Source organism: Bifidobacterium asteroides, from assembly GCF_009683175.1.
Taxonomy (GTDB): domain Bacteria; phylum Actinomycetota; class Actinomycetes; order Actinomycetales; family Bifidobacteriaceae; genus Bombiscardovia; species Bombiscardovia asteroides_H.
The window spans coordinates 943,708-965,552 of the sequence record NZ_WKKW01000001.1; the positions used below are offsets into that span (position 1 = coordinate 943,708).

At 59.6% G+C, this 21,845-nt stretch carries 17 protein-coding genes and 1 pseudogene; 10 read left to right on the forward strand and 8 right to left on the reverse strand.

The genetic code is table 11. The annotated features are described in order from the left end of the window. Positions 1-963: 963 nt before the first annotated feature. The 6 genes and pseudogenes from GKC41_RS03995 to rpmH form a co-directional block, all read right to left on the reverse strand. A complete protein-coding gene (locus GKC41_RS03995) occupies positions 964-1,848 on the reverse strand; it encodes a 16S rRNA (guanine(527)-N(7))-methyltransferase RsmG (RefSeq protein ID WP_154313007.1) in 885 nt (294 codons plus the stop codon). Between the two features lie 490 nt (positions 1,849-2,338). Then, a complete protein-coding gene (locus GKC41_RS04000) occupies positions 2,339-2,941 on the reverse strand; it encodes a protein jag (protein ID WP_154313008.1) in 603 nt (200 codons plus the stop codon). 189 nt (positions 2,942-3,130) lie between these two features. Next, entirely contained in the window at positions 3,131-4,153 is a 1,023-nt protein-coding gene (gene yidC, locus GKC41_RS04005; protein WP_029678379.1) for a membrane protein insertase YidC, read from the reverse strand. Positions 4,154-4,155: 2 nt separating this feature from the next. Next, positions 4,156-4,467: a membrane protein insertion efficiency factor YidD gene (gene yidD, locus GKC41_RS04010; protein WP_154313009.1), complete on the reverse strand. Its 312-nt coding sequence runs from the start codon at positions 4,465-4,467 to the stop codon at positions 4,156-4,158. 110 nt (positions 4,468-4,577) lie between these two features. Continuing rightward, positions 4,578-4,970: pseudogene (rnpA, locus tag GKC41_RS04015) on the reverse strand (ribonuclease P protein component); the annotation flags it as partial. 26 nt (positions 4,971-4,996) lie between these two features. Then, positions 4,997-5,131: a 50S ribosomal protein L34 gene (gene rpmH, locus GKC41_RS04020; protein ID WP_015022700.1), complete on the reverse strand. Its 135-nt coding sequence runs from the start codon at positions 5,129-5,131 to the stop codon at positions 4,997-4,999. Between the two features lie 331 nt (positions 5,132-5,462). On the opposite strand from rpmH, the gene dnaA reads away from it, so the two are divergent. The 8 genes from dnaA to GKC41_RS04060 all read left to right on the forward strand — a co-directional run bounded on the left by dnaA (position 5,463) and on the right by GKC41_RS04060 (position 17,528). Further along, entirely contained in the window at positions 5,463-7,205 is a 1,743-nt protein-coding gene (gene dnaA, locus GKC41_RS04025) for a chromosomal replication initiator protein DnaA (RefSeq protein WP_154313011.1), read from the forward strand. A 414-nt stretch (positions 7,206-7,619) separates the two neighbouring features. Then, positions 7,620-8,744: a DNA polymerase III subunit beta gene (dnaN, locus tag GKC41_RS04030; protein ID WP_154313012.1), complete on the forward strand. Its 1,125-nt coding sequence runs from the start codon at positions 7,620-7,622 to the stop codon at positions 8,742-8,744. A gap of 28 nt (positions 8,745-8,772) precedes the next feature. Next, on the forward strand, positions 8,773-10,026 hold the full coding sequence (recF, locus tag GKC41_RS04035; RefSeq protein WP_324612023.1) for a DNA replication/repair protein RecF: 1,254 nt from the start codon (positions 8,773-8,775) through the stop codon (positions 10,024-10,026). Continuing rightward, positions 10,023-10,520 carry a DUF721 domain-containing protein gene (locus GKC41_RS04040; RefSeq protein WP_154313013.1) on the forward strand — a complete coding sequence of 166 codons (498 nt, stop codon included), beginning with the start codon at positions 10,023-10,025 and terminating at the stop codon, positions 10,518-10,520. The genes recF and GKC41_RS04040 overlap by 4 nt, the downstream gene beginning before the upstream one ends. Before the next feature lie 292 nt (positions 10,521-10,812). Beyond that, complete coding sequence (gene gyrB / locus GKC41_RS04045; RefSeq protein ID WP_154313095.1) at positions 10,813-12,861, forward strand: DNA topoisomerase (ATP-hydrolyzing) subunit B; 2,049 nt, start codon at positions 10,813-10,815, stop codon at positions 12,859-12,861. A 134-nt stretch (positions 12,862-12,995) separates the two neighbouring features. Further along, complete coding sequence (gene gyrA / locus GKC41_RS04050; protein WP_229281616.1) at positions 12,996-15,623, forward strand: DNA gyrase subunit A; 2,628 nt, start codon at positions 12,996-12,998, stop codon at positions 15,621-15,623. A 104-nt stretch (positions 15,624-15,727) separates the two neighbouring features. Continuing rightward, positions 15,728-16,354: a DUF3566 domain-containing protein gene (locus GKC41_RS04055; protein WP_154313015.1), complete on the forward strand. Its 627-nt coding sequence runs from the start codon at positions 15,728-15,730 to the stop codon at positions 16,352-16,354. Positions 16,355-16,412: 58 nt separating this feature from the next. Further along, a complete protein-coding gene (locus GKC41_RS04060) occupies positions 16,413-17,528 on the forward strand; it encodes a VanZ family protein (protein ID WP_154313016.1) in 1,116 nt (371 codons plus the stop codon). On the opposite strand, the gene GKC41_RS04065 is transcribed toward GKC41_RS04060, so the two are convergent. Further along, positions 17,474-18,427 carry a DMT family transporter gene (locus GKC41_RS04065; protein ID WP_154313017.1) on the reverse strand — a complete coding sequence of 318 codons (954 nt, stop codon included), beginning with the start codon at positions 18,425-18,427 and terminating at the stop codon, positions 17,474-17,476. The two genes, GKC41_RS04060 and GKC41_RS04065, sit on opposite strands and share 55 nt — an antisense overlap. 173 nt (positions 18,428-18,600) lie before the next feature. Between GKC41_RS04065 and GKC41_RS04070 the strand changes: the two genes are divergently transcribed. Together GKC41_RS04070 and GKC41_RS04075 are read left to right on the forward strand one after the other, a co-directional pair. Next, the gene (locus GKC41_RS04070; RefSeq protein WP_154313018.1) at positions 18,601-19,311 is read left to right on the forward strand and encodes a LytR/AlgR family response regulator transcription factor; all 711 of its coding nucleotides are present in this window, start codon (positions 18,601-18,603) and stop codon (positions 19,309-19,311) included. Further along, positions 19,308-20,675, forward strand: a complete 1,368-nt coding sequence (locus tag GKC41_RS04075) for a sensor histidine kinase (protein ID WP_154313019.1) — start codon at positions 19,308-19,310, stop codon at positions 20,673-20,675. Before GKC41_RS04070 ends, GKC41_RS04075 begins: the two co-directional genes overlap by 4 nt. Here the strand turns inward: GKC41_RS04075 and GKC41_RS04080 are convergent. Further along, positions 20,639-21,688, reverse strand: a complete 1,050-nt coding sequence (locus tag GKC41_RS04080; protein WP_154313020.1) for a glycosyltransferase family 2 protein — start codon at positions 21,686-21,688, stop codon at positions 20,639-20,641. The genes GKC41_RS04075 and GKC41_RS04080 overlap by 37 nt on opposite strands. Positions 21,689-21,845 lie beyond the last annotated feature (157 nt).

A 21,845-nucleotide genomic window follows, 5' to 3' on the forward strand; every position in this document is an offset into this window, starting at 1 on the left:
GAATCAACAGAGCATTGTTACTGGAGCAGGTCAAAATCTGTGTCGATTTTATAATGTTTCACGTGAAACATAGCTGAGTGAACCAATTTTATACCACTGGATAGGCCTCGTATTGCTCAGTCCAGTTGTTCCGCTATCCCGGATATCACAAGAATTTTCGACGTGATAAAATAATTCAGAGACCGCTTCTAATCCAGTTAGTCGATAACTCGCACAATCCCCATGCGTATGTAAGAGCAAACGCAACTCTATGAAGATCGATGAAGGACCCTAAAATCAACAGATATTAGCTACAATAGACTCCCCCTGACGTAAAGGAATCATGCAAATCTGTAGAGTATAGAAAGATGAGTATAACTAAAGCTGTCTAATCCATGAAACAGATGAATTCATAAGGCACGAAGGAACGAAAAAACTACTTCTCTAAAACTCTTAATGCCAAATCACGAGATAGTATTAAATTGAAATCCGAGATAGGTCTTTGTACAAACGAATGAATAATATTCTGAAGACAAGATCAGAATAAATATTGTTCATACTAAACTAAAAGAATGACTGCGCTGTACAGAGCATCCTAGAAACAGGATATATCTATTTCAAATGCTATCAATCGACGGTTAGTACATTGTCTACTGTCCGTTTGACCATTTTTAAAACAAATGTTCAAACGATTAGGACGATTCTGACAGAAAGCAGATTCGAGGCAGACAATATAGATATATAGCGTGCTAACTTTTTAACTGAATACTTCCGTTCATCTCGTTCGAGCATCAGTTATGCCGCTGTCTAGGAAAAACCAACTAACCGTAATATAACATAGTTAGTCAATCGCCGATCAGCCACTTTATGAGGCCCAATATTAAAGATTGATAATCCATTACCGAATCTAGCCAATTCTTAACTCGCTTCTAGGCCAGGTCTCATACACAAAATCATGCAATAATTTCATATCAGTATCGTGCTTTAGCGCTTGTCCACGAGAACCACGTGGGTATCCTCAAGACCAGGAGCAACTGGAGCTTGGCAAACCCGTGGATTCTCTCCATGGCATTTTCTTATCTCTTTAGCAGCCTTATCAAGCTCAGCCTGGGCCGAACGACCCTTAAGAGCAACAAGCTCACCTCCCGATCTCAAAAGAGGTAGAGTCCATCCGGCGAGCTTAGTCATGGGTGCTACAGCTCTGCATGTCACAACATCGAAAGTCTGAGGAACTGGGGGATTGGAGTCGACGTTTGCTAGACCTGCTCTCCCCGTTACCCCCAAGGAGTCATGGCCATTTACATCTGGTTGACTGTCATCATTGCTGACTGCAGCCAAGGTTGAAGAATTACCACGGCCGTATGCCGAAACAGACTGTTCCTCGCTTCGACGACGACCATGGCGGCGGCTCTGTGAACCTTTTTTGTTGTGCCGCATCGAAGCCTTAGAGAATTGCGGAACAAGCTCCTCTGCACGTTTGCGCAGCACGACCGCATTAGCAAGGTGCAATTCATCAACGACCTCCTGCAGCCAGATTACCCGCCGCTCCATTGGCTCGACCAGGACAACCTTGCACTGTGGAAGGCAAGCTGCCAGTACAATACCAGGAAAACCTCCACCTGAACCTATATCCGCCACCGTTGCCGTGGGACTGTCAGTGGTCAATCGTCTTCGCACGAAAGGGACAATGGCTGCTGAATTGAGTATGTGCCGCTCCCAAATAATATCTTCATCGCGTGGACCGATGATGCCCCTCTCTACACCCTCGCGCAAGAGCTTGTCATGAAAACGCTGCATGGGCATCAGAGCCTCGCCGAGGACCTGCCTCAAGAGAGGGCTATCGTTCAGCTCATCATCCACAACAGCCATTTCAAACTCCTTACATTTACATTCGACGCCCAGCTGATCACAGCCACAGATTGCGACAGTGTCCTACTGTTTCGTATCCAGCAGGAATTCACCGTCAGAACCGAAACCGTCGGATCCCTACGACCGCTACCAACGTATGGTCTTCAACCGCAAAAGAGCATCGAGAATCACATATCAATATCCTATCGGAAACAGCATAGGTACGGTCTCTGATAGATGACCATCAACCAAGAATGTTTCTAATTAAGCATCACGGATTAAGCATCATGTCGAATTAACTACCATCATGAGCAAGATAGCGCTACACAGCTGGCAAGTAGCACAGCATTGGCAGATAGCAAAACAGACTTAGAGCAGTACGACCGCGCCAAACAATGGACGAATCTAAAAGGCGGAAAAGGCCGACGTCATGAAGTACATCATCGGCCCATAGCCCTACATCGCTCTGCAGTCACTCTCTGCTGACATCCTCAGGGTGGTCATCAGCCGCCTAGTCAGCCGAATCATCGACCTGATCGGTCTCATCCGCGTCCAGCGGGGCATCATACCCGATTGGCTCCACCTCAACATCGTCAGGCAGGTCCTCGTCTTCGCTCTTGGCCTTCAGATAGACGGTGACGTAACGGTGGGGTTCCTCGCCGTGGGAGCGTGACTTCAACCCCTCCTCACGAACCATGTCATGGACAATCTTGCGCTCGAAAGAGTTCATAGGCTTCATATTGACGGGGTCGCCAGTCTCACGGACCTCGTCAATCACGTCCAGGGCCTGCTCACGAAGATGTTCGCGCTTACGCCGCAGGAAACCGTCCACATCCACGATCAGATGGGAGCGCTCCCCTATCTTCTGCTGCACGGCCAGCCGCGTCAGCTGTTGAAGAGCATCGACCACCTCGCCATCCTTGCCGATCAGATGCTTGATATCCGTGTCGTCGTCAGCCACAATCTGCACGGTCGGACGGTGGTTGCGCACCCCCATCTCGATATCGCCCTCGTAATCGACGATGTCCAGCAACCCCTCCAGATAGTCGGCGGCGACATCCGCCTCCTCATTGAGTTGCTCGATGGTCTTTCCCTGGTCCAGAGACTGAGACATCTATGCTCTCCTTACACGCGTTTACATCCGATTCATAACCTCATGTCCACTGGATTCCTGGTCGGATCCCTGGTCACCAATCGAGTGTCCAGTATTGAGGATACACGGACGTGATGATTGCAGACTACTCCAGTATTCGTCCGACCGAAAGCTGGGCCACCGCGCCGGTCACCACTGTCCCTAGCCGCATCAACGACCCCGACGCTTGCGGTGAGGCTGAGAACGCTGATGGGAGACGTTCTTATTGTTGCGGGCTTCCTCCTCCAGCCGCTTGGCCTCCATCAACTGCTCCTCCTCCAGAGAGGGCAGTCCCTGGCGCTTGCGGCGGGCATTCTCGCGGCGGTGATCCCGCTCCTCCTTGCTCTCTGCAGCCGGCGAGCCAGGAGTGGGCATATGGCGGACCTGGAAGAGGGTTCGGCCCAGATTCCAAAGGTTATTGGTCAGCCAGTAAATCAGCACAGCGAAGGGGAAGTAGATGCCCGAGAAGATGTACATGACCGGGAAGATGAAGGCCATCATCTGCTGCATCTTGTACTGCTGCCCCTGCATGGCCGACCTGGGCATGTTCCGCCGGACGTTGTGGAACTGCGAGTAGAACATGGCCAGGCACATGAGCACGATGAAGACCACAATGACTATGCGGCCCGCACCCTGGGCGGACATGAAGTTGTCAGAAATCCGCAGCCCGAAGAAGGTGGTCTCCTCGAATTCTCGCGCCACCTGTCGATTGAAGGCTCCCAGGGGTGCACGCTTGCCCCGGGCAATGAAGGGCACAGCCGAAAGCACGTAGAACATGGTCATGAAGACCGGGCCCTGGACCAGCGCGGGCAGACAGGATCCCATGGGGTTGGCGTGGTTGTCCTGATAGACCTTCATGGTCTCCCGGCTCATGGCCTCTCGGCTAGCCGGATCCTTCTTGTTACGGTACTTGTTCTGGATCTTCATCAGCTTGGGCTGCAGGGCCTGCATCTTTTGCATGGATCGCAACTGCTTGATGAAGAGCGGCAGGACGCACAGGTTGACGACCAGCACCAGCATCACTACCGAGAGCGCCCAGGCCACACCGGGACCCTTATGGAACCCGATTAGAGTCAGGAACTTGTGGCAGTAAGTCATGATGTAGGTCATGAGCCACTCGATCGGGTACAGGATCTTGTAGAAGAAGCCGTATATGCCCGTATCGAAAGTGAAAGTGTCGTTATTCTGGAACATTGTCAGGCCGTCTCCTTGTCTGGGGCCATGGGGGTCAGCCGGGCCTCCTCATGGGCCTTGGACCACGAGAATCGATAGAAGATGGAAAATCTTTGGGGCACGTCATCGATTCCGCCGTTGTTGAAGGGCGTGCAACGCAATAGCCGAAGAACGGCCAGGATGGTTCCACGCAAGGCCCCGAACCGCCTCAGAGCGGTCAAAGCATACTGGGAACAGGTCGGATAGTAACGGCACCCCGGCGGCGAAAGGGGTGAGATGTGGCGCTGATACCAGCGGACTGCACCCTGCAGAGCCCGGGAGGCCAGGCCGCTCATGCCCTGCATCCTTCACTGGTTTCCAACCGTTGAACGGGTTGACGTTTGGACCCGGCGGCAAGCTGTAACCCTGACTGTCCCTGTGCATCGAGACCGCCGGCAGTCTTCCCGGTCTTGCGCATGAGGTCACGGAAGAGCCTGTCCACTTGCTCCTCCAACTGCTTGTAGGTGGCTGTGGCGGCGCTGGGTTTGGCGCGCATGACCAAATCACAGGAAGATGGCAGCAAGTCCTCCTTGAATCCGGCAAGTTGCCTGAATCTGCGCTTGACCTTGTTCCTGGTCACGGCCTTGCCCACATTTTTGGATACAGCGAGCCCCATGCGGCGTCTGCCTGCAGGCAGGATGTCATGCCGCCCTTCGCGCACAGCCGATGTCACCGGCAGCGGGGTCGCCGTCCGGTCAGATCCGGGTATCGAATAATGTATGACCAGATCCCTGCTGCTGACCCGATGGCGTCGCCTGAGCACCGCCGTGAACTCCCGGTGGCTCCTCAGCCGTTCCACCTTCTGAAAAGGGATTGGGATCCGACTCAGGCAGAAAGGGTCCGACGGCCCTTGGCCCGGCGGCGGTTGATCAGGGCGCGACCGGAGCGGGTGCGCATGCGAGCGCGGAATCCGTGCTTCATGTGACGACGGCGATTGTTGGGCTGGAATGTCCTCTTCATAATTCGTTGCTCCCGTGTGTAGACATACTCGAGTACGGCTCGTTATGAGTCAAGCTATATCACGGTACACATGAGCCGGGACGGAGTCAAACGAGCCCCCGCCATCCAGCTGGCGAGAACCGCTCCATACCCTGTGCAAACCCTGTCATAGAGGGAGAAAGAGCATCTTTACTTATCCACAAATTACATCACTGTTATTCACATTCGGCGCAGATACAACACGCTATCCTGTGGATAACCGCGCAAAGTCGGTGTAACAATGGGCTACTGTCTACTTTGAGAGAAGCAGGAAGACCGGGAAATCCGTCGTCGAGAAGAGAGGAGCACACTGATGGCGCAGGATCCGCTGGATGCCGCTGCCCAGGCCAAGAGAATCTGGGATTCGGTCCTGCAGGTGCTCCGCTACAGCAGCTCACTGACCTCCAGGGACAAGGGCTGGCTGGAGGACATCACCCCCGAGGCGGTTTTCGGCACCACCATCGTTCTTCGGGTCTCTTCCAAGGCCACCCAGGAGGCTGTGCAGGGACCGCTCAGCCAACCCCTCCTCAATGCACTGCAGCTGGTCACCAACCAGGAAATGTTCCCGGCCATCAAAATCGTCTACCCAGAACAGATGGCCAAGCAGAAGGCTGCCGATCAGCAGAGCGACCAACGCGCATCCGCCATGACTGGCTCCACCCCGGGCAGCGGGGAGTTCCGTCAGGTTCCCGGTCCTGCTCAGGATCCCTATGGCGACTACCAGCGCCGGGTCGGTGCCGATCGATCACCCAGTTCAGAGGTCCGCTCAAACTGGCGGGCCGAGAATGCTGGAACTTCCAAGTCCCCGATTGTTTCCGTCAATGACTTCCACGAAGGCACCTATGTGCCCATGACCCTGGATATGCAGGCCGAGCTGTCCGAGCCCTCCCCCGCTATGGGGCCAAGGGCAGGCGCTGATGCCGACCAACAGAGTGAGACAGAGAGGACCGCATCCCGGCCCGCCTTCACCGTGCCTCGCTTCCCCATGAGCCAGAACCGGGTGGAGCGCGACCCGCAGACCCATCTGAACAAGAACGCCACTTTCGATACTTTCGTCCCGGGTGACTCCAACCGCTTTGCGCGGACCGTGGCCCTGGCCGTGGCCGAAGGATCAGGCCAGGACTTCAATCCCTTGTGCATCTACGGCAGCTCGGGCCTGGGCAAGACCCATCTGCTCAACGCCATCGGCAACTATGCTCTGGTCAAGGATCCCTCGCTCAAGGTCCGATACGTCAACTCGGAGGAATTCACCAACGAATTCATCGATGCCCTGCAGAACTCCACCCAAGGGTCGGGCCAGATCGCGGAATTCAATCGCCGCTACCGGCAGGTGGATGTGCTCCTTATCGATGACATCCAGTTTCTGGGGGGCAAGGAAGCCACCCTGGACCAGTTCTTCCACACCTTTAATGCCCTGCATGATGCCAACAAGCGCATCGTCATTGCCTCGGACGTGGCCCCCAAGAATCTGAAGGGCTTCGAATCCCGACTGATCTCACGCTTCGATTCAGGTCTGACCGTGGATGTCAAGCCACCAGACCGGGAGACTCGGGTGGCCATCCTCAGAATGATGGCTTCCATGAACGGAGTCAGCATTCCCAACGAGGTTCTGGATCTGATTGCGGAACGCTTCACCGAGAACATCCGAGAGCTTGAGGGGGCCCTGACCCGTGTCACCGCCGTGGCCAGCCTCAACAATCAGCCGGTCACCACGGCCCTGGCCGAACAGACACTGCAGGACTTCTTCTCTACGGATGTGGAGATCAAGCCCACTGACATCATCTCCCAGGTGGCCAAGTACTTCCATCTGACCTTCGATGATATCGTCGGTCGCACACGCACCAAGAACATCGCCCTGGCCCGGCAGATCGCCATGTACCTGGCCCGGGAAATGACCAGCATGTCCCTGGTGGACATCGGCGAGGTCTTCGGCGGCCGTGATCACACCACAGTCATGCACGCCTACACGCGTATCTCCAATGAGATGCAGGAGAAGCGGGAGATTTATAACTACGTCATGGAGCTGACCGTCCGTCTTAAGCAACCTCAGAATTGATACGACACGCAGATAGAGGTGTGAACCTACAGAAAAAGTTATCCACTTACTTATCCTCGGATGTGGGCAAACCCTGGGAATAACCCACCGATTCTTCGGGGATAAGTGGTGAATTTGTAGCGAATAACCACCAGACTTTTGTGGATAACTCGGTGAAAATCCGCTCTTGTGGATAACTTGCCTTTTTAGTCACATCGATTTCACCACTTATCCACACCTCTTGAATGAAGTCTATCCACCGCATTGCAGGGATTTGAAAACTTATCCACACCATCCACCGGGCTTATTACGATGACTCTATGTATATTTATGCAATAATCGTCGTCATATTCAAGCACATCTGCTCGCTCCAACCACATCACCCCACCTATTCGATAGAATGAGTCCAGTTCATTCATCGACAAGAAGGCTCCCATGAAAGTAGAAGTGAATTCATCCGCACTCTCGGATGCAGTGGCCTGGACCACCCGCATCATTCCCTCCCGACCGGCTTCGCCGATTCTGGCGGGCATCAGGATGGAAGCCTCTGACGGAACTTTGAAGCTTTCTGCTTTCGATTACGAGGTTTCGGCAAGAAACCACATCGAGGCAGGGATCGATGAATCCGGAACGGCATTGGTGCTGGGCAAACTGCTGGCGGATATCACCAAATCCCTGCCATCGGAGAAGACCTACCTGTCAACCGAAGGATCCAAGATGACCATAACCTCGGGCAAATCGACTTTTTCCCTGCAACTGATGCCTGACAGTGAATATCCCGACCTCCCTGCCGTTCCCGAGTCCATGGGCCAGGTGGATGCTGAGACCTTTATCCAGTCCATCTCCCAGTCCATCGTCGCTGTTTCCAGGGAAGAGAGCCGTCCGGTCCTGACCAGCGTCAAGACCGAGATCACCGGGGACAAGGTGGTCATGACCGCCACCGACCGTTTCAGGTTGTCCCGTTCGAGCTTCACCTGGACTCCTCGCGACGCCGACTTTTCCACCTCCATGCTGATCCGTGGCTCTTTGTTACGGGACATCGCCCGTTCCCTTGACGAGCACCAGAATGTGACCATGGATTACGAGGCCGACAACCCCACCATCATGGGCGTGGAAAACGCTGGCAAGATATCCACCACCCAGCTGATTGACGGGGAATTCCCGGCCGTGGATCGTCTCTTTTCGGACGAATACCCCATCCAGGCGGTCATCGCCCGGCAGGATCTGATTGATGCCATCAAGCGTGTGGCCCTGGTAGCCGAGCGCAACGCCCCTATCCGTATGGTCTTCTCCGGCAACGAGGTGACCCTGAGCGCAGGCACGGCCGACGAGGCACAGGCCCACGAGGTTCTGCAGGCGGATCTGGACGGTGAGGACATCACGGTGGCCTTCAACCCCAGCTATCTGATCGACGGGTTGGGCGCCATCGCTGAGCCCTTTGTCCGCATCAAGATGACCTCGGCAGTCAAGGCTGTGGAGTTCAACGGTCAGCAGGAGCAGGATTCCGAGGAGTCCATGGACTACCGCTACCTGCTGGTGCCCATGCGTTTCAACAACTGACGCCGGGCAGGTTCGAGGAACAATCGCCGTGCACATCTCCCGTCTGGTTCTGGATCACTTCCGTTCCTGGGAGCACTGTGTCCTCGATCTGGAGCCCGGGGTGACCATTCTAGAGGGGCGCAATGGCCTGGGTAAGACCAACCTGGTCGAGGCCATCGAGGTCCTGTCCACGGGCGGCAGCCATAGGACCTCGTCCTCACTGCCCCTGGTAGAGCGTGGGCAGTCCAAGGCCACCATCAGGGCCAGGCTGGAGCAGGACGGGACCACCACCGACTATGAGCTGACCATTGCCGCCAAGGGAGCCAACCGGGGAAGAATCAACGGCGGGCCTTCCCTCTATCAGCGTGACCTGGTAGGCCGGGTGCCCAGCGTGACCTTCAGCCCCGAGGATCAGCTGATGGTCTCCGGAGAGCCGGCAGCCAGGCGGGCCGTGCTGGACCAGGCCGGCAGCCAGCTCGATGACGACTACTTCCAGGTCCGGCAGGATTTTCGCCATGTGGCCAGGCAGCGCGCCGCCCTACTTAAGCAGCTCTCCCAGGCGGGCCACGACATCTCCGGTGACGGGCGTGACGCCGCCCTGTCCGGCCTTGAGGTCTGGACCGGGCAGTTTATTCAAACCGGACTGGATCTGAGCCGACGACGAGCGGCTCTGGTAGAGGCCCTGGGCCAGCCCTTCAGTGATTTATATGGCCGGTTGGCAGGCCCTGATCAGGATGCTAGATTGACCTACCGGCCCTCCCTGGAGGAGATCGGACCTGACAGGCAGACCGGTCCCGAGGTCGCCGAGGCCGTCAGCCGCCACTTTCAGCGGATATACCCGGGAGAAGTGGCCCGGGGCACCAATCTGATCGGTCCCCAGCGTGACGATCTGGCCTTCACCCTCAATGGCATGCCTGCCAGGGAGTTCGCCTCCAATGGTGAGATGTGGACCCTGGCCCTGGCTCTGAGGCTGGCTCTGCTGCAGGTGGTCAAGGATCGTCGCTGCCTGGAGCCCATCGTCATTCTGGATGATGTCTTCGCCCAGTTGGATCGGGGCCGCAGGGATCAGATTCTGGACTTCGCCCGTCAGCAGGATCAGGTGCTGATCACCGTGGCCGCCGACAGCGATATCCCATCCCTGCAGGGCGCCAGATTGGTGGATGTGTCCGGACTGAGGCCTGTGCAGCCATCTGATCCGGCTGCCCAGGATCCGGCCATAGCCAGTGCCATGCAGGACCTGCGTCGAACCAGAGGGACAGCGCATGACGACTCGGATGGGCCGGAGGGGAACGACCAGTCATGAAGGCGCCCATTGTTGAGACCCTGCACCTGGACCAGCGTCGACTGCCGGCCCTGGTCTTCGAGGGTTGCACCCGACGGGCAGCCACTCGTCGGCAGCGGGAGGACAACTCCCGCAAGGCCTGGTATGCATTCGGCAAGCCAGGCCGCGACCCAGCAAAGCTAGGGGGCGTGATGACCAGCCTTGCTGCCGGAAGCGGGTGGACCAGTCATCTCAAGGTGGCCCGGCTGCGCAACCAGTGGGACAGTGTGGTGGGACCCGGCATCGCCGCCCATTCGAGAGTGGTCTCCTACCAGGAGGGCGTACTGATTATCCAGGCGCAGACCACTGTCTGGGCCACCCAGCTGACCTACCTGGTCCCCCAGCTCAAGGCGACCATTGTCAAGCGACTGGGCATGCCGGTCAAGCAGATCCGGGTGACCGGCCCCCACAACTACAGCTTCCGCCGTTCACGGTTCGATCCGCCGGGCCGAGGCGTGCGTGACACCTATGGGTGAACCCATAATCTGCGAATACCGTCTTGCCAGCTTTCTGTAAGCCTAAAGTCCCCTAGCGCTGGTAATCTATAGGTTATAGGGTCAAACGCTTCCAAGGCCCCTTTATGGACGATTTGGAACCTGGTGACCATGACTCGATCCCCCGCTCGACCACGAACGGAAGCTGCTTTGTCGTCAGTGGCCGACGATGGGGGTGCAGAAAGGACTATCCGTGGCAGATCTCAACACTGACCCGTCCCGGACCCCGCAAGAGGGCCGGGAGCATGAGGAGGACAAGCCTCAGGATGACGGCATGACGGGCCAGGATCAGCTGGATCAGCTGGACGACGCACAGCTGGATGACTCGCTCTCCCCTGAGCATTATGACGCCAGCGATCTGAAGGTGCTGGAGGGGCTGGAGGCAGTCCGCGTCCGTCCCGGCATGTACATCGGCTCGACGGGTCCCAGGGGCCTGCATCACCTGGTCTACGAGATCGTCGACAACTCGGTCGACGAGGCCCTGGCCGGGTACGCCGACCATATTGAAGTCACCATCCTGCCCGACAACGGCATCCGCGTGGACGACAACGGCCGTGGCATTCCTGTCGACGAGGTGCCGGGCGAGGGCAAGAGCGGCGTCGAGGTGGTGATGACCAAGCTGCATGCCGGCGGCAAGTTCGGAGGCGGCGGTTACGCGGTCTCGGGCGGTCTGCACGGCGTGGGCATCTCCGTGGTCAACGCCCTGTCCACCAGAATCGACGTCCAGGTGCGCCGTCAGGGCTACCACTGGCATCAGAACTTCCGCAACCAGAAGCCCACCGCTCCACTGTCCAGGGACCAGGCCATGGGGCCGGACGAGAGCACCGGGACCTCGGTGACCTTCTGGGCCGATCCCAAAATCTTCGAGACCACGGTCTACGACTTCGAGACCCTGCGCAGCCGTTTCCAGCAGATGGCCTTCCTCAACAAGGGCCTGCGGATCACCCTGACCGACCTGCGTCCCAATGACCAGGCCGGCGACGAGGTGGCGGGCGAGGAGCAGACCCCGGAGCAGAAGGGCCAGTCCGTCAGCTACCAGTACGCCAACGGCATCAAGGACTATGTGGACTACCTGGTCAAGGTCAGGAAGGCCACGCCAGTGGAAGCCGAGGTCATCGACTTCGAGGCAGAGGACCTGAAGCTGGGCATCTCCGCCGAGGTGGCCATGCAGTGGACCACCGCCTACTCGGAGTCGGTCCACACCTTCGCCAACACCATCGCGACCACCGAGGGCGGCACCCACGAAGAGGGGTTCCGCGCGGCTCTGACCAGCATGATCAACCGCTACGCCAGGGACAAGAACATCCTCAAGGACAAGGACGATAACCTATCTGGCGACGACGTGCGCGAGGGGCTGACCGCTGTGGTCTCCGTAAAGCTGACCAACCCCCAGTTCGAGGGCCAGACCAAGACCAAGTTGGGCAACTCCGAGGCCAAGACCTTCGTCCAGCGGGTCATGACCGAGAGACTGAGTGACTGGTTCGATGCCCACCCAGGCGAGGCCAAGGCCATCATCCAGAAGGCCATGGAGGCCTCCCGGGCCCGGATCGCAGCCAAGAAGGCCCGCGAGAACACCCGTCGCAAGTCCATCTTCGAGACCGCCGGCATGCCCGACAAGCTCAAGGACTGCCAGTCCAGCGACCCCGAGGAGTGCGAGCTGTTCATCGTGGAGGGCGACTCCGCAGGCGGCTCGGCCATCCAGGGGCGCAACCCCATGACCCAGGCCATCCTGCCTCTGCGCGGCAAGATCCTCAACACGGAGCGGGCCAGCCTGGACCGCATGATGAAGTCCGACACCATCGAATCCCTGATCACGGCCGTGGGCGGTGGATACGGCGAGGACTTCAACATCGACAAGGTGCGCTACCACAAGGTCATCATCATGGCCGACGCTGATGTGGACGGCGCCCACATCGCCACCCTGAATCTGACCCTCTTCTTCCGCTACATGCGACCCATGATCGAGGCGGGCTACGTCTACGTGGCCATGCCCCCGCTCTACCGGCTCAAGTGGACCAAGGGGCCCCACAGCTTCGTCTACACCGATGCCGAGCGCGACAGGGTCCTGGCCGAGGGCAAGGCCGCTGGCCGGCAGCTGCCCAAGGGCGAAGGCATCCAGCGCTACAAGGGTCTGGGCGAGATGAGCTACCAGGAGCTCTGGGAGACCACCATGGACCCGGAACACCGCATCCTCAAGAAGATCCGCATCGATGACGCCGAGCAGGCCGACGAGACCTTCACCATGCTCATGGGCGACGAGGTCGAACCCCGGCGTCTGTTCATCCAGCGCAACGCCCACGACGCCCGCTTCATCGACGCCTGAGACGGACGCACTTCCCTTTTCACCATTTGAGCTAAGGATCGATTTTGGCAGACGATAACAACAACGACAACAGCCCGGATCAGGACGGCCTCAACCTGCCCGACGGGTCTCGAGAGCCGCTCAGCCCCCAGGAGATGGACAACACCGATTACGGCCTCCTTAAGGGTGAGCGGATTCAGCCCATTGACCTCCAGCAGGAGATGCGGGAATCCTACCTGTCCTATGCCCTGTCCGTGATCGTAGAGCGAGCCCTGCCCGACGTCCGCGACGGCATGAAGCCAGTCCACCGCAGGGTCATCTATGCCATGTACGACGGTGGATACCGGCCCGACCGCGGCTACAACAAGTGCTCGCGCGTGGTGGGCGACGTCATGGGCAAGTACCACCCCCACGGCGATGCGGCCATCTACGACACCATCGTGCGCCTGGCCCAGTCCTGGTCCATGCGTTATCCGCTGGTGGACGGCCAGGGCAACTTCGGCTCCCCCGGCGACGACCCGGCGGCCGCCATGAGGTACACCGAGTGCCGCATGGCCCCCCTGGCCATGGAGATGGTGCGCGACATCGACAAGGACACGGTCGACTTCATCCCCAACTACGACGGCAAGACCCAGGAACCCACGGTTCTGCCCTCCCGCTTCCCCAACCTGCTGGTCAACGGATCAGCCGGCATCGCCGTGGGCATGGCCACCAACATTCCTCCGCACAACCTGCGCGAGGTATCCAAGGGCGTGCACTGGGCCCTGGAGCATCCCGAGGCCTCCAAGGAGGAGCTGCTCAACGCCCTGATCGCCATCATCAAGGGGCCTGACTTCCCCACCGGCGCCACCATTCTGGGGCACAAGGGCATCGAGCAGGCCTACCGGACCGGACGCGGCCTGATTACCATGCGGGCCGTGGTCAACACCGAGGAAATCCGCGGAAGGATGTGCCTGGTGGTCACCGAGCTGCCCTACCAGGTCAACCCCGACCGCCTGGCCTCCTCCATCCGCGAGGCCGTGCGCGACGGCAAGATTCAGGGCATCGCCGACATGCGCGACGAGACCTCGGGCCGCACCGGCCAGCGCCTGGTTCTGGTACTCAAACGCGATGCCGTGCCCAAGGTGGTCCTCAACAACCTTTACAAGCACACCCAGCTTCAGCAGACCTTCGGGGCCAACATGCTGGCCCTGGTGGATGGTGTCCCCAGGACCCTGAGCCTGGATGCCTTCATCCGTCACTGGGTGGACCACCAGCTGGACGTGGTCGAGCGTCGCACCCGCTATCTGAAGCGTGAGGCCGAGGATCGCGACCATATCCTGCAGGGGTATCTGAAGGCCCTGGACATGATCGACCAGGTCATCGCACTGATTCGAGCCTCCAAGGACGTGGAGACGGCCCGCACCGGCCTGATGGAGCTGCTGGACGTGGACGAGGTCCAGGCTGATGCCATCCTGGCCATGCAGCTGCGCCGTCTGGCTGCTCTGGAACGGCAGAAGATCCTGGACGAGCACGAGGATCTCATGCGCAAGATCGCCGACTACAACGACATCCTGGCCCACCCCGAACGCCAGCGCACCATCGTGGGCGACGAGTTGGACGAGATCGTCGACAAGTACGGCGACGAGCGGCGTACCCGGATCGTTCCCTACTCGGGCGAGATGAACGTGGAGGACCTGATTGCCGATGAGCAGGTGGTGGTCACCGTCACCCATTCCGGTTTCGTCAAGCGGACCAAGGCTGACGAGTACCGTGCCCAGCACCGCGGCGGCAAGGGCATCCGCGGGGCCAGGCTGCGCGAGGACGACGTGGTGGACCACTTCTTCCTGACCAGCACCCATAACTGGCTGCTCTTCTTCACCAACAAGGGTCGGGTGTACCGGCTCAAGGCCTATGAGCTGCCCGAGGGATCCCGCGACTCCAAGGGACAGCATGTGGCCAATCTGCTCCAGCTGGGTCAAGGCGAGCGGATTGAACAGGTGCTTTCACTGCACGGCTACGACGATGCCGACTATCTGGTTCTGGCCACCCGGACCGGACGGGTCAAGAAGACCCGCCTGGCTGAGTATGATTCGCCCCGCCAGGGCGGTCTGATCGCCGTGCGGCTGATGGAGCTGGGCACCGTCACCAACGAGGAGGGACAGGAGGTGCCCCAGAGCGATGAGCTGGTGGGTGCTGCCCTATGCAATGCCGATGACGAAATCATCCTGGTCTCCCGCAAGGGCATGAGCGTGCGCTTCCCTGCCGACGACTCCACCCTGCGGCCCATGGGTCGGCAGACCGCCGGTGTCCAGGGCATGCGGTTCCGCCCCGACGACGAATTGCTGAGCATGGACGTGATCGCCAGTGAGTCCAGCGATGACCTGCTGGTGGTCACCGACGAGGGCTTTGCCAAGCGAACTGCGTTGAGTGAGTACCGCCTGCAGGGCCGCAACGGATACGGCGTCAAGGCCATCGCCATGGTGGAGGGCCGGGGATCCCTGGTCGGCGCCCTGGTGGTGAACGAGGACGACCAGATCATGGCCATCATGAAGTCCGGCAAGGTCATCCGCTCCGATGTGGCTGAGGTCAAGCGGACCGGTCGCAACACCCAGGGGGTCACCCTGGCCAAGCCCGACAAGGGTGACGAGATTCTCTCCATTGCCCGCAATGCCGAGCGTGATGACCAGGAAGAGGACGCCGGTCAGAGTGACTTGGCTCCTGCCGCTCCCCTGGCAGCCAAGGATCAGCCCATTGCCACCACCGGAACCGGCGACGGCCAGAGCCTGACCCAGGAGGACTGAGTTGGTCCGCTACCAGTCTGATAAGACTGGTAGCCTCATAAGAAGTCATGCAGGCCCAGTGGCGGTATGCGCGGGCCATTGAAAGCAAGGATCAAGGAGTGCCGATGAGCCAGGATGATCGGGAGCAGGTCAAGGCCGGCAAGCAGGGTGCTGATAAGCCCCAAAAGGGGAAGACCAAGACTGATGAATCCGCACAGGGCGAGTCCCGTCGGTCATCGTCGGTCACTCCCCCGGCTCCTGCAGCTGGCAGGACGGCATCGGGACGTTCCGCAAGAACCACAGCCTCGGCTGCCGGTCCGGTCAAGGTATCCTCATCCCGTCCTGTCCGGCCTGCAGCTTCGGCTTCGGCGGCGCGTCCCCACGTGCCTCGGGCCCGGCGCATGCAGCTGTCCCTGACCCGGCTGGAGCCCTGGTCGGTGGCCAAGGTCACCTTCCTGCTGGCCATCGCCGGGGGCATCATTCAGGTGGTGGCCGCTGCCCTGCTCTGGTTCCTGCTCAACGCCATGGGGCTCTTCGACAACCTGACCCAGGTCATTTCCAAGACGGGCCTGGACGCGGGCGGTTTCGACCTGGGCCAGGTGCTGAGCCTGGGGACGGTCCTGAGTTCGGTGACCATCTTCTCCATTTTCGAGATTGTCATCGTAGTGGTTCTGGTCACCATTTTCGCCTTCCTCTACAACCTGGTCAGTTCCCTGGTGGGGGGCATCCACGTGACCTTGGGCGACGACTGAGCCCCTGGTCGGCGCAGTCAATCGGCCGATAGGGCCGGGAGCGATTTAGACTGGGATTATGCTCTCGACGTACTTGGACTACTTCAGCGGCTCCTTCGGCATATCTCTGGTCTTTTGGCCCCTGGCCTCGCTGATCCTGACCCTGCCCATTCTTGCCCTGATCTACAACCGCTACCACCGGCTCCGGCTGACCGCAGCCATGGCGGCCTATCTGACCGTCCTGTACCTGCTGGCCTTGGTCTTCTTCACCCTCTGGCCCATGCCCGACGACCGGGCCGCCTTCTGCGCCACCCATCATCTGACCCCCCAGCTCAACCCCCTGCAGTTCCTGACCGACCTGAGCACGGGCGGGCGGATGGCCGTGCTGCAGATCCTGCTCAATGTGGCCTTCTTCCTGCCCCTGGGCTTCATCATGGGGCGGGTCTTCCGTTGGCGCTTCATCCTGGCTTTGCCGGTCGCCATCCTGGTCTCCCTCTTCATCGAGACGGCCCAGCTTACCGGGGTCTTCGGCATCGTGGGCTGCGCCTACCGCCTCTTCGACGTGGACGACCTGATCTGGAATACCTCGGGCGCCATAATCGGCTACCTGGTGGCCCTGGCAGCCAACAAACTCGTTCCCACCCGTCAGGCTGACGCCGCCCAGCTGGTCACCAACCCCGGGTTCATACACCGTGCCGTCTCCCTGGCTCTGGATCTGCTTCTGGCCACTATCCTGTCCATGTCCCTGGGGATGGGCATGACCTATGCGGTCCATCGCCTGGGCACCTATCAGCTGGACGGCCACTACCGCTTTGGCGGGCTGCTGATCGCCCCATCCGCTCTGGATGTGTTCGGGACTGTGGTGGATCTGGCTATGCTGCTGATCTTCGAATTGCTTATCCCCCTGCCCCGCCGGGGACGGACGCTGGGTGCCACCTTCACCCACATGACTATCGAGACCAAGCAACGGCATGGCTGGTCCCGCTTCCTCTTCTATCTGTTCCGGACCGCAATCATCCTGGCCGTTTTCGGCCCCTGGACCGGCAACGTTCAGATTGCAACGCGCATCCTGGCCCTGCTCCTGCTGATCTTCTATCTGATCAAGCGGCAGATGCCCTACGACCTCTTGCCCGGGACAGCCTACCGGGAGGAGGACACAGGTGCGGAGGAATCCCCCGACGACCGGCGGGGGTGAAGCCTGACCTCGGACAGGATGATGGCGGCGAAGATGATGGCGAAGCCCAGCAGATGGGTGGCCGTCAGCTCCTCGTGCAGGACCAGGACCGAGACCAGCATGCCGAACAGGCTCTCCGAGCACAGGATCAGCGAACCCTGGGCGGCGGGGACCCTGGAAAAGGCGATGTTCTGGAAGTTCTGGGCCATCAGGGTCGAGATCAGCGTCAGATAAATCATGGAGCCCAGGGTCGAGGGCGTGAAGTCGGCCACAGTGGGAAAGGGATCGAAGATCAGCGCGCAGATCAGGAAGAGGATGCCGCCGAAGAGCAGCTCCAGGTAGGTCAGCGTGGGGGCATCGAACTTCTTGGTCAGGAAACCGGTGATCACCAGGTTGACTCCATAGAGTAGCGCGCCGGCCAGGGTCAGCAGGTCACCGGTGCTCAAGGCCAGCCCCTGTCCCCCGCCCTGGGCAGGCAGCGAGATCAGAGCCACGCCCAGGATGCAGATGGCAGCCGCGACGAAGTGGCGTAGGGCCGGCCGTCGACGGGCCATGATCCAGACCAGGAAGGGCACAAAGATGCAGTAGGTGGCCGTCAGGAAGGAGTTGCGGCCCGGAGCGATGGTGGTCAGTCCCATCATCTGCAGGCTGAAGGCCGCCCAGTAGCTGACTCCCAGAATCAGCCCCGGCACCAGGGTGTGTATGGCCCCGGTCCTGCGCAACCGTGGAAGCAAAAAGGGCGTCATGATGACGATGGCGCACAGGATCCGAATGCCCATCAACCAGCGCACGGTCAGGGTCTCCATGGCAACCTTTTCGAAGGTGTATCCGGCTCCCCAGGCGGCCGCGGCCATCAGCAGCATCAGGCGGGCCAGCCAGGTGGAGGGTTTCCAGGACGAAGAGGGTGCGAAGGTAGACATGTTTCGACTCTAACCGTGCCCGTCCACAAGTGAGAATTGATTCGCACCATGTTTGCCCGAGTTCGGCTTCAGACAAGCGAGGTCTGCCATGCGGACATCTCCGATATCATGGAAGAACGGTGATAACGGCGGCCATGGGTCCTCGGCCGCCGGGGTAAGGAGTGTGCGCCAGGATGATCAGAATCGCAGTGGTGGATGATGATTCCATCAGCTGCCGGACTATGGTCAATTACCTGAGCCGCTACCGCAAGGAACGTCATGAAGAACTGTCGGTCAGCGTCTTCACCGATGGCAAGGCCTTTGCAGACGGCTATCGACCCGTGTATGACATCCTTCTTCTGGACATTCAGATGACCCCCATGGACGGAATCGAGGTGGCCCGCAGGGTGCGCGCTCGTGATGAGTCGGTGGTCATCGTCTTCATCACTTCCGCCCCCCAGTACGCCATCAACGGCTATGAGGTTGGTGCACTCTCCTACCTGCTCAAGCCCCTGCCCTGGTTCGCCTTCTCCCAGGAGCTGGACCGGTCCATCGCCCAGGTGCGTGGCCGCGTGGACCTGTCCATCCTGATTACCGAGGGTGCACGATTCACCCGGATTCCCCTCAAGGACATCGTCTTCATCGAGTCCGTCCGCCACAGCAGCGTCATCCACACCTTGGACTCCTCGCTGACCACGAACAGCACGCTGAAGAGTCTGGAGGGCCAGTTGGACCAGCGGGGATTCTTCCGCTCCAACTCCTGTTACCTGGTCAATCTTGCCCACGTGACAGGCATGGAGGACCAGGACTGCATTATGTCCACCGGTCAGCGGCTGCGGGTCAGTCGACCCCGTAAGAAGTCTTTTATGACGGCTCTTACCGCCTACGTGGCAGGTCGGCCATGACCACCACCCACATCCTCAACGCCCTGCCCGACATCCCCCGGCTCTATACGGCCATCAGCGAATGGCTGGGTTGCCTGGTCTACCTGTTGGCCATCGGTTCGAGGACCTCCCGCCTGCGGATGGCGGCAGTCCTTCTGCCTGGTCTGGCCGTGCTGGTTGTGGTCCAATACTGGGCCGGCACCCTGCCTATCGCCTTCTGGATCATCAGTATGTGTCTGGCCGTGGCCTGCATGTACGCCATCATCATGCTGGCTTCAGGGTTGGGGGCGTTGGATGGGGCCTATCTGCTGGCCCGTGCCTTCGTCCTGGCTGAACTGGTTGCCTCCCTGCACTGGCAGTTGGACTCCTTCATGCGGCCTGCCGGCCACGGCCTGTACGACCCGGCCTCCCTGATCCTGCTGGTCCTGATCTATGGCGGTGTCGGGCTGTTGGCCTGGGTGGCGGAGCGGCGCAACTTCGCCGACGCCCAGCCCTCCGTGCCTGGACGCAGCGTCTTCATGGCTGCGGTCATTGCGGTGGTCACCTTCGCCATGTCCAACCTGAGCTTCGTCTCCACGAACACCCCATTCTCCGGTCGGGTCGGTCTGGAGATCTTCTACATCCGCACCCTGGTGGACCTGTGCGGGTTCGCAATGCTCTATGCCCAGCAGGAGCAGCTGCGGGAGAGCCATACCAGCGCCGAGCTGGCCTCCATCAACGCCCGGGCTTACAGCCAGCATCGGGAGTACATGCGCTCCAAGGAGAATCTGGAGGCCATGGGAAGGCTTGCCCACGACCTCAAGCATCAGATTGCGGCCCTGCGCTCGCAGATGGACCCTGAGCGCAAGTCCCAGGACTTCGAGGAGCTGGAGGCTGCGGTCGGACGGTATGGAGCGCAGCAGCACACCGGCAATCCCATCCTTGACGTGGTCATGTCGACCAAGGAGCGCATTTGTTCCGAAGAGGGGATCACCCTGACCATGGTGGCTGACGGTTCGCTCTTGGAGGGGATGGCGCCCATGGATGTCTCCACCCTCTTCGGCAACGCCTTGGACAATGCCATTGAGGCTTTGAGGAAGGTCAAGGAACCCGACCGCCGTCTAATCAAGGTGGCCCTGTACGCCCGGGGACAATTCGTGGTGATTCGCATTGAAAATTATTTCGCCTCGCCTCTGAATTGGAAGGGCAACGGCGAATTGGCCACCACCAAGACCAGGACCGACGGTGGCCTGCATGGATACGGGGTCAAGTCCATCCGGCACATAGCCCATCGCTACCAGGGCGAGATAACCCTACGTACCGAGCATCACTGGTTCAGCCTCTGTGTGCTCCTGCCGAGGGAGGGCGATCAGTTGAAGCCCATGGCGGCATCGGCGACCTTATAGCCCAGACGGATGGCCAGGCGGCCCGGCCGGCCCGGCATGTTGATTATCCGACAGAGCAGGGTGGAGCGCACGTCGGAGGCGATGACGGGGGAGCGGTGCTCCAGCCTTCGCCAGAGCATGTCCTTGTTCCGGTAGTTGCTGGGTTTGCGAGAGAGGATCAGGAAGACCGAGGTCACTACGCAGTTGATGGACAAATAGTGGATCATATAACGATAGAGTCCACGGGGAACCGTCCCCGGGTCAGGAGTTGAATCCGCCATGAGCCCGTTGACCAGCAGCAGTTGTGAAACACGGGCGATCATGATCGAGGTCTGCACCGACTGGCCCTGTCGACCGGTGTGATAGCGGTAGAAATTCGTGTCCAGGTAGAGCAGGGTGTGTACCCAGGGCAGGGGCTGATAGGAGTAGATGAAGTCCACGTAGTAGGTGTGTTCGGGCAGGCGGGTGTGGGCCTGTCGGAGCACCTCGGTGCGCAGGATCAGGGCGTGCATGATCATGTACTGGGCCAGTCCGAACCGTCGCAGGTGGTTCCAGCCCAGCACCCGCCCCGGATCCATGACGCTGCGGAAGTTGATGACCCGCTTATGCTTGCGGCCTTCCTTCTCGTAGACGTAGTTGGTGACCACCATGTCCACCGGATTCGTACGTCGCGACTGGTCGCGCAGCTGATCTAGAACCAGGCCCAGGGAAGTCGGGTCCACCCAGTCGTCGGCATCGACCACCTTGACATAGCGGCCCCTGGCAGCTGCCAGACCCGTGTTGACTGCGCCGCCGTGGCCCTTGTTGGTCTGGCTGATCAGACGGAGAGTGTGCGGGTGGCGTTCCCGGTATGACCGCACCACCTGCGCTGTGTCATCGGTGGAACCGTCATCGACCACGATGACCTCCAGATCGTCCCCCTCCCGGCTCAGAAGCGAATCCAGGCAGGTCGGCAGATGCTGGGCCATGTTATAGGCAGGGACGATGAAAGTGAGAACGAGCGGGCTCGTGGAGGCCGGGCGGTCAGCTGTCATGAACGATCACTTCGCAAAAGAATGGGTCGGCGGGTATGTCGGCGGGGTTGCCGTAATCCCGCCGGCGGCCGTTGCGACCACTGTACATGATGGGTTTGAGGGAAAGGCCCCACCCCTCTGGCCGCCGATGCATGCCGGTTCATTGACGGCCGGGGGA